14 protein-coding genes are annotated in these 13,575 nt (G+C 70.5%); 10 read left to right on the plus strand and 4 right to left on the minus strand.

Annotation, left to right across the window (positions count from 1 at the left end):
- Positions 1-68: 68 nt before the first annotated feature.
- From ABZT04_RS37185 to ABZT04_RS37220, 8 genes are all read left to right on the plus strand, one after another.
- Positions 69-695 (plus strand): NUDIX hydrolase, encoded by a 627-nt coding sequence (locus ABZT04_RS37185; protein ID WP_356062597.1) that lies wholly within the window; start codon positions 69-71, stop codon positions 693-695.
- 172 nt (positions 696-867) lie between these two features.
- Positions 868-2,934 carry a tetratricopeptide repeat protein gene (locus ABZT04_RS37190; protein WP_356062600.1) on the plus strand — a complete coding sequence of 689 codons (2,067 nt, stop codon included), beginning with the start codon at positions 868-870 and terminating at the stop codon, positions 2,932-2,934.
- A gap of 142 nt (positions 2,935-3,076) precedes the next feature.
- On the plus strand, positions 3,077-4,192 hold the full coding sequence (gene ald / locus ABZT04_RS37195; protein WP_356062720.1) for an alanine dehydrogenase: 1,116 nt from the start codon (positions 3,077-3,079) through the stop codon (positions 4,190-4,192).
- A gap of 401 nt (positions 4,193-4,593) precedes the next feature.
- Positions 4,594-5,730, plus strand: a complete 1,137-nt coding sequence (locus ABZT04_RS37200; RefSeq protein ID WP_356062603.1) for a ParA family protein — start codon at positions 4,594-4,596, stop codon at positions 5,728-5,730.
- The gene (locus ABZT04_RS37205) at positions 5,715-6,269 is read left to right on the plus strand and encodes a hypothetical protein (protein WP_356062607.1); all 555 of its coding nucleotides are present in this window, start codon (positions 5,715-5,717) and stop codon (positions 6,267-6,269) included. The genes ABZT04_RS37200 and ABZT04_RS37205 overlap by 16 nt, the downstream gene beginning before the upstream one ends.
- An 18-nt stretch (positions 6,270-6,287) precedes the next feature.
- Positions 6,288-7,301, plus strand: a complete 1,014-nt coding sequence (locus ABZT04_RS37210; RefSeq protein WP_356062609.1) for a segregation/condensation protein A — start codon at positions 6,288-6,290, stop codon at positions 7,299-7,301.
- On the plus strand, positions 7,298-7,954 hold the full coding sequence (scpB, locus tag ABZT04_RS37215) for an SMC-Scp complex subunit ScpB (protein ID WP_356062612.1): 657 nt from the start codon (positions 7,298-7,300) through the stop codon (positions 7,952-7,954). Before ABZT04_RS37210 ends, scpB begins: the two co-directional genes overlap by 4 nt.
- Positions 7,954-9,108, plus strand: a complete 1,155-nt coding sequence (locus ABZT04_RS37220) for a pseudouridine synthase (RefSeq protein WP_356062615.1) — start codon at positions 7,954-7,956, stop codon at positions 9,106-9,108. The genes scpB and ABZT04_RS37220 overlap by 1 nt, the downstream gene beginning before the upstream one ends.
- A gap of 101 nt (positions 9,109-9,209) precedes the next feature.
- Here ABZT04_RS37220 and ABZT04_RS37225 read toward each other — a convergent pair whose 3' ends face one another.
- From ABZT04_RS37225 to ABZT04_RS37240, 4 genes are read right to left on the minus strand one after another with little or no spacing between them, the layout of a single operon-like run.
- Positions 9,210-9,893 (minus strand): nucleotidyltransferase domain-containing protein, encoded by a 684-nt coding sequence (locus ABZT04_RS37225; protein WP_356062722.1) that lies wholly within the window; start codon positions 9,891-9,893, stop codon positions 9,210-9,212.
- A gap of 30 nt (positions 9,894-9,923) precedes the next feature.
- Positions 9,924-10,337, minus strand: a complete 414-nt coding sequence (locus ABZT04_RS37230; protein WP_356062618.1) for a Rieske (2Fe-2S) protein — start codon at positions 10,335-10,337, stop codon at positions 9,924-9,926.
- The gene (locus ABZT04_RS37235; protein WP_356062620.1) at positions 10,334-10,912 is read right to left on the minus strand and encodes a DUF6529 family protein; all 579 of its coding nucleotides are present in this window, start codon (positions 10,910-10,912) and stop codon (positions 10,334-10,336) included. The genes ABZT04_RS37230 and ABZT04_RS37235 overlap by 4 nt, the downstream gene beginning before the upstream one ends.
- A gap of 27 nt (positions 10,913-10,939) precedes the next feature.
- Positions 10,940-11,602, minus strand: coding sequence for a hypothetical protein (locus tag ABZT04_RS37240; protein WP_356062623.1), 663 nt, complete (start codon positions 11,600-11,602; stop codon positions 10,940-10,942).
- 200 nt (positions 11,603-11,802) lie between these two features.
- On the opposite strand from ABZT04_RS37240, the gene aroH reads away from it, so the two are divergent.
- Both aroH and ABZT04_RS37250 read left to right on the plus strand, forming a co-directional pair.
- Positions 11,803-12,171, plus strand: coding sequence for a chorismate mutase (aroH, locus tag ABZT04_RS37245; protein ID WP_356062626.1), 369 nt, complete (start codon positions 11,803-11,805; stop codon positions 12,169-12,171).
- Positions 12,168-13,253, plus strand: a complete 1,086-nt coding sequence (locus ABZT04_RS37250; RefSeq protein WP_356062629.1) for a prephenate dehydrogenase — start codon at positions 12,168-12,170, stop codon at positions 13,251-13,253. Before aroH ends, ABZT04_RS37250 begins: the two co-directional genes overlap by 4 nt.
- Positions 13,254-13,575 lie beyond the last annotated feature (322 nt).

The raw sequence follows: 13,575 nt of genomic DNA on the forward strand, positions 1-13,575 counted from the left end.
CCGGGGTGCGCGCCTTCAAGAGGTGCGCACCCCGGCCGTTCGTTCGGGTACAGGTGGAGGGACAGCGCATGACGATCAAGGACACTCCGGAGGAGTGGGAGATCCGGGCGACGGTGACCCCCTTCGTGGGCAACAAGACCTCCGTGCGCACCGACGACGTGGTCATGCCCGGCGGCGCGGTCGTGCACCGCGACTACCAGGTCCACCCCGGCTCGGTGGCCGTCCTCGCCCTCGACGAGGCGGACCGGGTGCTGCTCATCAAGCAGTACCGCCACCCCGTACGGCAGAAGCTGTGGGAGATCCCGGCCGGACTGCTCGACGTCCCCGGCGAGAACCCGCTGCACGCCGCCCAGCGCGAGCTGTACGAGGAGGCGCACGTCAAGGCCGAGGACTGGCGGGTGCTGACCGACGTCTACACCACCCCCGGCGGCTGCGACGAGGCCATCCGGATCTTCCTGGCCCGCGATCTGTCCGAGGCCGACGGACAGCGCTTCGAGGTAGAGGACGAGGAGGCCGACATGGAGCACGCGCGCGTGCCCCTCGACGACCTGGTCCGCGGGGTGCTCGCGGGGGACCTGCACAACAACTGCCTCGTCGTCGGCGTCCTCTCGGTGGTCGCCGCCCGGCACGGCAACGGCCTCGACGCACTGCGCCCCGCCGACGCACCGTGGCCCGCGCGTCCCTTCGAGTCCTGAACCCAACCCTTCCCCTCCGTCGGCCCTTTGGTGTGACGATCGGCTGATCCGATCGGGGGATGTGCCCGCCGTGCTCCGCACGATTCGTCGCAGAGCGTGAACTAGGCTCTGGAAACACCCGAACCGGAGTCCCGGCGGGCTATGCGTGTGCAGTGGGACGGGAGTGTGGCCCGTGACGGATCAGGCGGTGGACGCAGGCGACGTGAAGCTGTCGGAGGACATTTCCAGCGAGGGCCAATTCCTGGGCCGCGCAAGAGAGTTGAAGGAGCTGCGCGCCGACATCGAGCGCGCGGGCCTGGATACGATCGCCGGCCGCAAGGCCCCTCGCGCGCGCGTCCTCCTCATCGCGGGCAAGCCCGGTTCCGGCCGCACCGCCCTCGCCGAGGAACTCGTCCGACAGGTCGCTGACCGTTACGACCACGGTGTGCTCCGGGCCCGGCTCAGCGAACCCGACGGCACCCCCGTCCCCACCGAGCGCACCGCCCGCGAACTGCTCAACGCCCTGGAACTGCCCACCCCGGCCGGCGCCTCCGAGGACGACCTGTCGGACATCCTGCGCGCGGCCCTCGCCGACCGGCGGGCGCTGCTCCTGCTCGACGACGCGGCCGACGCCGAGCAGGTCGACGCCCTGCTGCCGGACACCCCGGACTGCTTGGTCGTCGCCGTCTCCGGCGGCCCGCTGACCGGTATCGCGGACGTCCGCCCGTGCACCCTGGGCGGCCTCGACACCAAGGCCGCGCTGGAACTCCTCACCCGCTACACCGGCGCGGTCCGCATCACCGTCGACCCGCGTGCCGCCGAGGGCCTGGTCGAGGTGTGCCGGGCCGAGCCGGCCGCGCTGACCCTGGCCGGCGGCTGGCTCGCCGCCCGGCCGCAGGCCGCCGTCGCCGACCTCGCCAAGCACCTGAACACCGAGAGCGACGAGGGCACCCCCCTCAGCCGCGTCTTCCGGCTCGTCTACGGCTCGCTGCCCAGCCCCGCCGCCCGGATACTGCGACTGCTCTCCCTCGCCCCGGCCGGCCTGGTCGACCCGCAGACCGCCTCCGCGCTGGCCGGCTGCTCGGTCAACGGCGCCCGCGCCACCCTGGACGACTTCGTCACCGCGGGCCTGCTGCACGCCGTGGACTCGCCACAGCCGCAGTACGAGGTCCCCGGATGCCTGCACCCCCTGCTGCGCGCCCTCGCCGACAGGCAGGACCGCCCGGCCGAGATCCAACTGGCCCGCGCCCGCATGCTGGAGCGGATCGTACGGCTGCTCCAGTCCTGCCGCGCCATCACCGAGACCGACAGCCCCCAGGCCCGCGAGAAACTCCTGGGCACACCCCGCTCGCTGCGCTTCCCGACCCCTCGGGCCGCCGCCGACTGGCTGCGCGTCAGCCAGCCCGCCCTGCTGGCCTGCGCCCGGCTCGCGGTCGCCGACGGTGAACTCGACACCCTGGCCCGCCGGTTGATGGCCCAGCTCGTGCGGGCGATGGTCGCCCACTTCGGCACCCAGGCCGCCGCGCCCGAGCTCTACGGCATCCACCGCCTGGTCCTCGACGTGGCCGAGCGGCGGAAGCTGCCCCGCGAGAAGGCCGCCGCGCTGCTGAACCTCGCCGATCTCGACGCGCAGACCGGCCGTACGACCGAGGCGCTGGCTCGTTACCGGGCCGCGCTGGACGCCGGACGCGAGGCAAATGACCCGTACGCGACCGGTCGCGCGATGGAATCCGTAGGCGGCGCGCATCAGGAGCTGGGGGACCACGACCGGGCCGCCGACTGGTTCGGCCGCGCGCTGGCCCAGCGGCTCGCCCGGGACGAGCGCGCGGAGGCCGCCCGGCTGTACGGCCGGATCGCCGCCGCGCACACCTACGCGGGCCGTTACGGCGAGGCGCTCAGGAACTGGCGGGCGGCCGTCGCCGGGTACCGCAAGAACGGCGACGCGCCTGCCCAGGCACGGGCGTTGAGCGAGCTGGCCCGGGTCCAGGAGTACGCGGGCCGCCCCGAGGAGTCGCTGCTCACCTGCCACGAGGCCATCGAGTGGGCCCGCCGCGCGGAGGACGTACGGCTGCAGGCTGCACTGCAGTTGCGGCTGGCCGACACGCTCGACCGGCTCGGCGACCCGGCGTCCGCCGCGCTGCACCGCGGGACCGCCGAGCGGATGCTCGGCGAGGAGCTCCAGGAGGGCGATCCGGCCCCCGAATCCCTGGAACATGACGCTAACGCCTGCGAAATCCGTAGTACACCTGGCGAAGATTGATGCATTGAAAGGCTAGACAGCGAGAACGCCTTCATTAAACTGGCTCTGCCGCACCTTCTCCTGCGGTCTCCCGGTGCGCTCACGCATGTCCGGGTATGAGATGTATTGCCCCACACCCTCTGAGCCAAGGACCGTGATCGACGTGAAGGTCGGCATCCCCCGCGAGGTCAAGAACAACGAGTTCCGGGTGGCCATCACCCCCGCCGGCGTGCACGAGCTGGTGCGCCACGGCCACCAGGTCCTCATCGAGCAGAACGCCGGTGTCGGCTCCTCGATCCCGGACGTCGAGTACGTGGCGGCGGGCGCGACGATCCTCGCCACCGCCGACGAGGTCTGGGCCGCCGCAGACCTGCTGCTCAAGGTCAAGGAGCCCATCGCCGAGGAGTACCACCGCCTCCGCAAGGACCAGACCCTCTTCACGTATCTGCACCTGGCCGCCTCCAAGGAGTGCACCGACGCGCTCATCGAGTCCGGCACCACCGCGATCGCCTACGAGACCGTCGAGCTGCCGGGCCGCGCCCTGCCGCTGCTCGCCCCGATGTCGGAGGTCGCCGGCCGGCTGGCCCCGCAGGTCGGCGCCTACCACCTGATGCGCTCGGTCGGCGGCCGCGGTGTGCTGCCCGGCGGCGTCCCCGGCACCCAGCCCGCGCGGGCCGTCGTCATCGGCGGCGGTGTCTCCGGCTGGAACGCGACGCAGATCGCCGTCGGCATGGGCTTCCACGTCACGCTGCTCGACCGCGACATCAACAAGCTCCGCGAGGCCGACAAGGTCTTCGGCACCAAGGTCCGGGCGATCATGTCCAACTCCTTCGAGCTGGAGAAGGCCGTCCTGGACGCCGACCTCGTCATCGGCGCGGTGCTCATCCCGGGCGCCAAGGCCCCGAAGCTGGTCACCAACGAACTCGTGGCGCGGATGAAGCCCGGAAGTGTGCTTGTCGACATCGCGATCGACCAGGGCGGCTGCTTCGAGGACTCGCGTCCCACCACCCACGCCGAGCCGACCTTCCCGGTCCACAACTCGGTCTTCTACTGCGTCGCCAACATGCCCGGCGCGGTGCCGAACACCTCCACCTACGCGCTCACCAACGCCACGCTGCCGTACATCGTGGAGCTCGCGAACCGCGGCTGGGCCGAGGCGCTGCGACGTGATCCTGCTCTCGCCAAGGGTCTCAACACCCATGACGGCAAGGTCATTTACCGCGAGGTCGCGGAGGCGCACGGACTGGAGCATGTGGAGCTGGAGTCGCTGCTCGGCTGACGCCGCCGACCAAGTCACCGTTCGGTAAAAGGCGATACGTCAACACAGGTCGTCAACACCGCGCGCCCGGCCGGACCTTGCCCGACAAGGTCCGGCCGGATGTGTGTATGGTCACTTTGCGGCACTCGGTCAACTCGCGCCGAACATAACCCTTGACCCGATTCGTGCACCGGTGAAACCTGCTGTGCGACTGCCGTACGCCCTTGACAGAGGGATGTTTCATTGCCGACACATCGGGCCGGGTAAGGCGGATTGTGTTGCTGCGAACGCCCGACACGCCATAGAGTCGCCAACCGTCGGCATGGTGCCACGCTGACCTATCGAGAAGTTCCCTGGTCACCAAGGAGGTAAGACGACTTGTGAATGAGTCGACATTTTCTCCCGGGGGTGGTCAACCAGGAATGCCGGCAAGGGGCCAGGAGCCCGCGGGGTTCGAGGCTGTCGGCTCCGTCGCTGTGCGCACCTTCGCAGCCCACCAGGGTCACCAGCAGCCAGGGGTGACTCAGCCAGCACACCAGAGCATGGATGGCCATCACGTGAACGCCATGGCCGGCGACGGAAGGGGCGCGCCCCGCAACCAGTTCGCCGACTACGACGAACTGCCCGACGGGCACTTCTACGACCCCGACGCCGAGTACGAGCCCGATCCCGAGTACGCGGCCACGCTCGCGCCCGACGCGGCCCGCCAACGCCGTGAGCGCGTGGGCCCGACCGGACGCCCGCTGCCGTACTTCCCGATCCCGGGTCCGCTGACCAGTCACGGCCCCGCGACGATCATCGCGATGTGCAACCAGAAGGGCGGCGTCGGCAAGACCACGTCGACCATCAACCTGGGTGCCGCGCTGGCCGAGTACGGACGACGTGTCCTGCTCGTCGACTTCGACCCGCAGGGCGCGCTGTCGGTCGGACTCGGCGTGAATCCCATGGAGTTGGACCTCACCGTCTACAACCTGCTCATGGAGCGGGGCATGTCGGCCGACGAGGTGCTCCTGAAGACCGCGGTCCCGAACATGGACCTGCTGCCCAGCAACATCGATCTCTCCGCCGCCGAAGTGCAGTTGGTGAGCGAGGTCGCGCGCGAGTCCACCCTGCAAAGGGCGTTGAAGCCGCTGATGGCCGACTACGACTACATCGTGATCGACTGCCAGCCCTCCCTCGGCCTGCTCACCGTGAACGCCCTGACGGCGGCCCACAAGGTGATCGTGCCGCTGGAGTGCGAGTTCTTCGCGCTGCGCGGTGTCGCGCTGCTGACCGAGACCATCGAGAAGGTCCAGGAGCGGCTCAACCCCGAGCTGGAGCTCGACGGCATCCTCGCCACGATGTACGACTCCCGGACCGTGCACAGCCGTGAGGTGCTGGCCCGCGTGGTCGAGGCGTTCGACGATCACGTCTACCACACGGTCATCGGGCGCACGGTGCGCTTCCCGGAGACCACGGTCGCCGGTGAGCCGATCACCACGTACGCCTCCAACTCCGTCGGTGCCGCCGCCTATCGCCAGCTCGCCAGGGAGGTGCTCGCCCGGTGTCACGCCGAGTGAGTCTGCCGGGGGCCGACGAACTGTTCCGTACGACAGGGGGGATGGCGCTCCAGGCCTCCAGCCCCAGGCGCCAGTCCAACGGCGAGGCGCGGGTACCGGCTCCGGCGGGGGAGAGCGACGGTGCCGCCGCCGGGGAAGACGCCCCGCAGTCCGTACCCGCCCAGGGCGGTGACGGCGAGGGCGCGGAGCACGTCGCGGCCGACGCGGACGCGGGCGAGTCCCGCAGCCGGGCCGCTGAGGGCTCCGTACGACGCCAGGAGGCGCAGGAAGGTTCTGCCGCCGGGCAGCCCCGCAAGCGCGGCCGACAGCCCGCCCAGCGGCGTCCCAGCGGGCGGGAGCGGCACGACGAGAAGATCACCGTGTACGTCTCCGCCGAGGAGCTGATGGACCTGGAGCACGCCCGTCTGGTGCTCCGGGGCGAGCACGGCCTCGCGATCGACCGCGGGCGGATCGTGCGCGAGGCGGTCGCCGTCGTCCTGGCCGATCTGGAGTCCCGCGGGGACGCGAGCATTCTCGTCCGCCGGCTCCGCGGGCGGTAGCGGTAGCCTGCGGGGGCCATGACCTCGAACGATGCTCCCGCCGCCGGCGCACCCGCCGGACGTCGGCGTGCGCTGGGCAAGGGGCCGGGTTCGGCTCCGGAGCCCGAGGCCGTCGTAGAAGAAGTGGTCGTTGAGGAAGTCGTAGAAGAAGCTGTCGTAGAAGAAGCTGTCGTAGAAGAAGCCGCGGAGGAACCCGACGACGGTGTCTTCAAGGTGCGGCTCGCCAACTTCGAGGGGCCCTTCGATCTTCTCCTCCAACTGATCTCGAAGCACAAGCTCGATGTCACCGAGGTGGCGCTGTCCAAGGTCACCGACGAGTTCATGGCGCACATCAGGGCGATGGGTCCTGACTGGGATCTCGACCAGACGACCGAGTTCCTCGTCGTCGCGGCGACCTTGCTCGACCTGAAGGCGGCGCGGCTGCTGCCCGCCGCCGAGGTGGAGGACGAGGCCGACCTCGCGCTGCTCGAAGCGCGTGATCTGCTCTTCGCCCGGCTGCTCCAGTACCGGGCGTACAAGCAGATCGCCGACATCTTCAACCGCCGCCTCGACGAGGAGGCCCGGCGCTACCCCCGTACCGTCGGCCTCGAACCGCACCACGCCGAGCTGCTGCCCGAGGTGGTCATCCGGATCGGCCCGGAGGGCTTCGCCAAGCTCGCCGTGAAGGCGATGCAGCCAAGGCCCAAGCCGCAGGTGTACGTCGACCACATCCACGCGCCGCTGGTGAGCGTGCAGGAGCAGGCGGGGATCGTGGTGGCGCGGCTGCGGGAGCTCGGCGAGGCCAGCTTCCGCACGCTGGTCGAGGACGTCGACGACACCCTGACCGTCGTGGCGAGGTTCCTGGCCCTGCTGGAGCTGTACCGAGAGAAGGCCGTGGCCCTGGACCAGGAGACCGCGCTCGGCGATCTGCTCGTCCGCTGGACCGGTGGGGAGGCGGCCGAGCCCATGGTCACCGATGAGTTCGACCGGCCGCCTGAGCCGATCAAGGACGAGCCGATCAAGGATGGTCCCGCCAAGGAGGAGAAGGCGTGAGCGAGGAGACCACCGGAGTGCCCGCGGGCGGGCCCGCCGTCGCGGAGCTCGACCTCAAGCCGGCCCTGGAGGCCGTCCTCATGGTCGTGGACGAGCCCGCGACCGAGGAACACCTCGCGAAAATACTCCAGCGGCCCAAGCGGCGGATCGCGGACGCGCTGCGCGAGCTGGCCGACGAGTACACCGTCCAGGGGCGCGGTTTCGAGCTGCGGCTGATCGCCGGGGGCTGGCGTTTCTACTCCCGGCCCGAGTTCGCGCCGGCCGTCGAGGGCTTCGTCCTGGACGGGCAGCAGGCCCGGCTCACCCAGGCGGCTCTGGAGACGTTGGCGGTGGTCGCGTACCGCCAGCCGGTCAGCCGCAGCAGGGTCTCGATGGTCCGCGGAGTCAACTGCGACGGGGTGATGCGCACCCTGTTGCAGCGCGGTCTGGTCGAGGAGGCGGGCACGGAACCCGAAACAGGTGCGATCCTGTACACGACGACGAACTACTTTCTGGAGCGGATGGGCCTGCGCGGCCTGGACGAGCTACCGGAACTCGCGCCCTTCCTCCCTGAGGCCGAGGCGATCGAGGCGGAGACGCTGGAAGGAGTCCCGTCGTTCGATCCGGATGCACCGGATGCAGATGCAGACGACACGACGACGACGGAACTTTGATGCGAAGCAGTGGCAGTGGCAGTGGCGGCGGCAATGGCCGAAGCGGCGGGCGTGGCAACCCCCGCGGGACCGGCGGGGGCGGCAATCCCCGCGGTTCCGGTGGAGGTGGCGGCTCCCGGGGTTCCGGTGGGTCCCAGCCCAGGGGCGCGGGCGGGCGCGACGACCGGCCCAAGCGCGCCGGAAAGCCGCGTCCCGAGGAGCGCCGCTACGACGTAGGCCCCACGGGGTCCCACGAGGGCCCCAAGACCGGGCGCGGCGCCTCCGCGCGCGGCGGTGCCAAGGGCGGCCCCAAACAGGGCCAGGGCACCGGACGCGGGCGTTCGGTGCCGGCGACCTCGCGTGAGTACGACGCGCGGGCCGAGGAGCGCAACCGGGAGCGGTACGCGGGCAAGAAGGACATCAAGCCGCCCAAGACCTTCCCGGGCGCCGAGCAGGAGGGCGAGCGGCTCCAGAAGGTCCTCGCGCGCGCGGGCTACGGCTCCCGGCGCTCCTGCGAGGAGCTGATCGAGCAGTCCCGGGTCGAGGTCAACGGCGAGATCGTGGTCGAGCAGGGGCTGCGGGTCGACCCGGAGCACGACGAGATCAAGGTCGACGGGCTGACGGTGGCGACGCAGTCGTACCAGTTCTTCTCGTTGAACAAGCCCGCCGGTGTCGTCGCCACGATGGAGGACCCCGAGGGCCGGCAGTGCCTCGGCGACTACGTCACCAACCGGGAGACCCGGCTCTTCCACGTCGGCCGGCTCGACACCGAGACCGAGGGTGTGATCCTGCTCACCAACCACGGCGAGCTGGCGCACCGGCTGACCCACCCCAAGTACGGCGTGAAGAAGACCTACCTCGCGCACATCGTGGGCCCGATCCCGCGCGATCTGGGCAAGCAGCTCAAGGACGGCATCCAACTGGAGGACGGGTACGCACGCGCGGACCACTTCCGGGTCGTCGAGCAGACCGGCAAGAACTACCTGGTCGAGGTGACCCTCCACGAGGGCCGCAAGCACATCGTCCGCCGCATGCTCGCGGAGGCCGGCTTCCCGGTCGACAAGCTGGTCCGCGTCTCCTTCGGCCCGATCACCCTGGGCGACCAGAAGTCGGGCTGGCTGCGACGGCTGTCGAACACCGAGGTCGGCATGCTGATGCAGGAAGTCGATCTGTAGAAGCGGTGGTTGTGGGCGGCCGGTTCCGGGGGTCCGGGCCGGCCGCTTTGGTTTGGTCGGGGGTCCGGACGTTGGTCGCCGAGCCGCGTGCGGGCAGTGGCTCACTGGAGGGCTGACGCCCGGCGGACCCGGGTCAGGAAGTCCTCCACGCGAGCTCGGTCCGGTTCCGGTCGGAGTGGGGTGTGGGTGGCTGCCTCGTCCGTCTCCGTTGCCAGGCGGGTCATCCAGGACTCGACCTCGGGCCAGGGGACTTCGCCGTGTTTGACGGTGAGGAGGCGGGCGCGCTGGTCTCCTACCTCGATCGTGAGGGTGCCGGTGCGGAGCAGGTCGCGGGCGCTCGTCAGGAGGCGGAGCAGATGCATCGCGTGTTTCCAGCGGGGTGCTCCGTGCAGGCGGACGTCGGCCTCCAGCTTCTTTCGCTGGCTGAGCGCGTAGCGCGTGAACGTCTCGTGGACCCGGCGGGAGAGGAACGCGCCGCGCAGGGCGAGGAGTTCACGGCCGGTGGCGTCGGCGTGCTCGACGAGGGGGGAGTGGAGGCACTCCAGGATGTTGGGGTTCGCGCGCAGGGCCAGTTCGCAGAAGCGCTCCAGCTCCCAACTGAACTGCTCCTCCGCCGGGCCCTCCACATGCGTCGGCGGCTTGTCGAAGCGCCAGAACAGGGGAGTCGGGGCGACGTACACGCCTCGGCGGTCCGTGTCGCTTGTGTCCGTCGCCAGGCCGAAGGCGCGGGAACCCATCACGCAGGCGTAGATCGTGTGGTCGCGGACCAGGGCCTCGGGGTGCAACGGTTGCATGCCCGGAGCGTACGTCGCGTCTCACGCCAGGCGGATCGAATTTCCCTCCACCTTGATCTGCTCCACCGGCAGCGGTTTCGGGGCCGGTCCTGCCTCCACCGAGCCGTCCGCGACGCGGTACTTGCTGCCGTGGCAGGGGCAGTCGATGGTGCCGTTCGCGACGGTGCTCACCGTGCAGCCCTGGTGGGTGCAGATCGCCGAGAAGGCCTTGAACTCGTCCTTCGTCGGCTGGGTCACCACGATCTTCTTGTCCTTGAAGATCTTGCCGCCGCCGACCGGGATCTCGGACGTCTTCGCCAACTCCTGGCCACCGGTGGCCCGCACGGACGACGAGCCCGAGGAGTCGTTGCCGTCGCCGTACTTGCTGCATCCCGCGGCGAGCGCGGCGGCCGCACCCGTGGCGAGAACCGTGCGGCGCGTCGAGCTGTCGGTCATGTAGTCACTCCGAAGGTGCGGAAGAACCAGAGGGCGGATGTCAGCCAGATCAACGTGAGGGCCGTGAAGACCAGCCCGCCGATCAGCGGTAGCAGCCAGTTGGGCAGGCGCTCCGAGCGGAGCAGCAGCATCTTGGCACTGAAGGCACCGAAGAACAGGCAACCCAGGACGGAATGCCACATCACGCGTGTCGAGTACGTCTGATAGCCGAAGGCGTAGAGGCAGTGCACCGCGACCGGGACCGCCACCAGGAACGCGATCCGCCCCGACCAGCGGTGCAGGGTCGCCGACCAGCTCGGTCCCGGCAGCCTGCCGTAGACCATGAAGGCGGAGACGACCTGGACGAGGGCGAAGAAGAACGCGGTCGTCGCGAGCCAGGACTTCACCGCGCCTGTGCTGCTGAAGCCGGCGAGGTTGAAGGCGGTGCCCGCCGGATCGTGGACCTTGCCGTAGACGCCGAGTCCTACGGCGACGGCCGCGGCCACCAGCGCTGGCACCAGATAGCGGGCGGGGCTGTCGCGGTGGCGCGGGGGCGGGGGGTAGGACTGAGTGGCGGCGTTCGGGTCGGCGGTCATGATCGGCTCCCTGAGGCGGACGGTGGGTCAGGGGGTGACGGGTTGGGCCGTGAGCTGCTGTCCGTCGACCGTGACCGCACCGGTCCCGGGGTCGATACGGGGTGCCGCGGTGGCCTTGCCGTCGCGGGTGACGATGCCGGTCTGGCGGCCGTTGGGCAGCACGATCCAGCCGCCGTCGATCTTGGCGCCGCGCACCTTGGCGGTGGCCCGCCACAGCCCGGACGGCTTGACGGCCTTGGCGGCGGTGAACGCGTAGGACCGGCCCTCGTCCTTGACGGTGCCGCGGATCTTCGTGCCCTGCTGGAGCTTGCCGTCGAGTACGGCGCCGTTCTTGGCGGTGAGCCGCATCGTGCCGTCGTCCTCGACCGGGCCCCGCAGCCAGGCCTCCTTGTAGCGGCCGTCGCAGAAGTAGGCGACCGCCCTGCCGTTCCGGATCGACACGGCGACCGAGGCCGCGTCGTCGTCGGTGCGGCCGGCGTAACTGGCGTTCGGCACAGGGGTCTTGGAGGGGGTCGGGCTGGGTGTCACGGTCGGTGTGGGTGTGGGTGACGTGGAGACCGACTGTGCTGGTGACGGGTCTGTTTTCGTCGACGAGACCGTCTTCGTCCCGGACGTCGCGTTGAGCGTGAGCATGAACAGGCCCAGCAACAGGCCCGTCAGAAGTGTGAGCAAGGGTCCTGGACGCTTCAAAGTGGGCCTCCCCCGAGGCGGGCTACCAGCCCATGAGAGCGGACTCGGAGGCATGCGTAAAGAGGCATACCGGGATGATCTCACCCCGATCGGTGACCGTCTCAGCGTGCGGGCGCCGCGCGCCCCCACCGGACGGGCTGACTAGGCTGGATGCAGCAGGAGCCGTACATCAGAGACGTAGATCAGCGAGGAGCCAAGCCGTGGCGGTACGAGCGGTCCGGGGTGCCGTCCAACTGGACAGGGACGAGGCCGGCCACATGGACGAGCAGGTCGGAGCGCTGCTCACCGCCGTCCTGGAGCGGAACGGCCTCAGCGCGGACGACCTGATCAGTGTCTGGTTCACGGCCACGCCCGATCTGCACAGCGACTTCCCGGCGGCCGCCGCCCGCAAGCTCGGCGAAGGCTTCTCCGATGTGCCGCTGATCTGCGCCCAGGAACTCGACATCGCGGGCGCGATGCCCCGCGTGGTCCGCATACTCGCGCACATCGAGTCGGACAAGCCCCGCGCCGACATCGCGCACGTGTACCTCGGTGCCGCCGCGGCCCTGCGCAAGGACATCGCCCAGTGAGGACCGCGCTCGTCATCGGCACCGGACTCATCGGTACGTCCGCCGCGCTCGCCCTCGCCGCACGCGGCGTCGTCGTCCACCTCACCGACCACGACCCCGAGCAGGCCCGTACGGCCGCCGCGCTCGGCGCCGGCACCGACGAGGCGCCGGACGGCCCGGTCGACCTCGCGATCGTCGCCGCCCCGCCCGCGCTGGTGGCCGGGGTGCTCGCCGACGCGATGCGCCGGGGCGTGGCCCGCGGCTACCTGGACGTGGCCAGCGTCAAGGGCGGTCCGCGTCGCGAGCTGGAGGCGCTCGGCCTCGACCTGTCGTCGTACATCGGCTCGCACCCCATGTCCGGGCGCGAGAAGTCGGGTCCGCTCGCCGCGACCGCCGACCTCTTCGAGGGGCGCCCCTGGGTGCTCACGCCCACCCGGGACACGGACACCGAGGTGCTGAACCTCGCCCTGGAGCTGGTCTCGCACTGCCGTGCCGTGCCGGTCGTCATGGACGCCGACGCCCACGACCGCGCGGTCGCCCTCGTCTCCCACATGCCCCATCTGGTGTCCAGCATGGTCGCCGCGCGGCTGGAGAACGCCGAGGAGGCCGCCGTACGGCTGTGCGGGCAGGGCATCCGGGACGTGACCCGGATCGCCGCGTCCGACCCCCGCATGTGGATCGACATCCTGTCCGCGAACCCGGGGCCGGTCGCCGACCTCCTCTCGGACGTCTCCGCCGACCTGGACGAGACCGTACGGGCGCTGCGAGCCCTGCAGTCCTCCGACGACGTCAAGCGGGGCGAGGGCGCCGCCGGCATCGAGGACGTACTGCGCCGCGGCAACGCCGGGCAGGTCCGCGTCCCCGGCAAGCACGGGTCCGCTCCGCGGGTCTACGAGGTCGTGGCCGTGCTCATCGACGACCAGCCCGGACAGTTGGCCCGGATCTTCGCGGACGCGGGGATGGCGGGGGTCAACATCGAGGACGTACGCATCGAGCACGCGACGGGGCAGCAGGCGGGGCATGTGCAGCTCATGGTGGAGCCGAAGGCTGCGGCCGTGCTGACGGCGTCGTTGCGGGAGCGAGGGTGGGCGTTGCGGCCGTAGGTGCCCTGCGCTGGTGGTGCCGTCCCTGGGGGCTGCGCCCCCAGACCCCCGCTTCGGCCCTGAAGGGGCCTCGTCCTCAAACGCCGGACGGGCTGGATGATGCGGGCCCTTGTGGGATAGGCGCCGGACGGGCTGGATGATGCGGGCCCTTGTGGGATAGGCGCCGGACCGGCTGGATGATGGCCGCCCTTGTGGGATAGGCGCCCGACGGGCTGAATGATGGCCGCCCTTGTGGGATAGGCGCCCGACGGGCTGAATGATGGCCGCCCTCGTGGGAAAGGCGCCCGACGCGGGCTGATCGCGCTGGACCGGTGACGACAAG

The organism is Streptomyces sp. NPDC005492, assembly GCF_040605995.1.
Classification (GTDB): Bacteria; Actinomycetota; Actinomycetes; order Streptomycetales; family Streptomycetaceae; genus Streptomyces.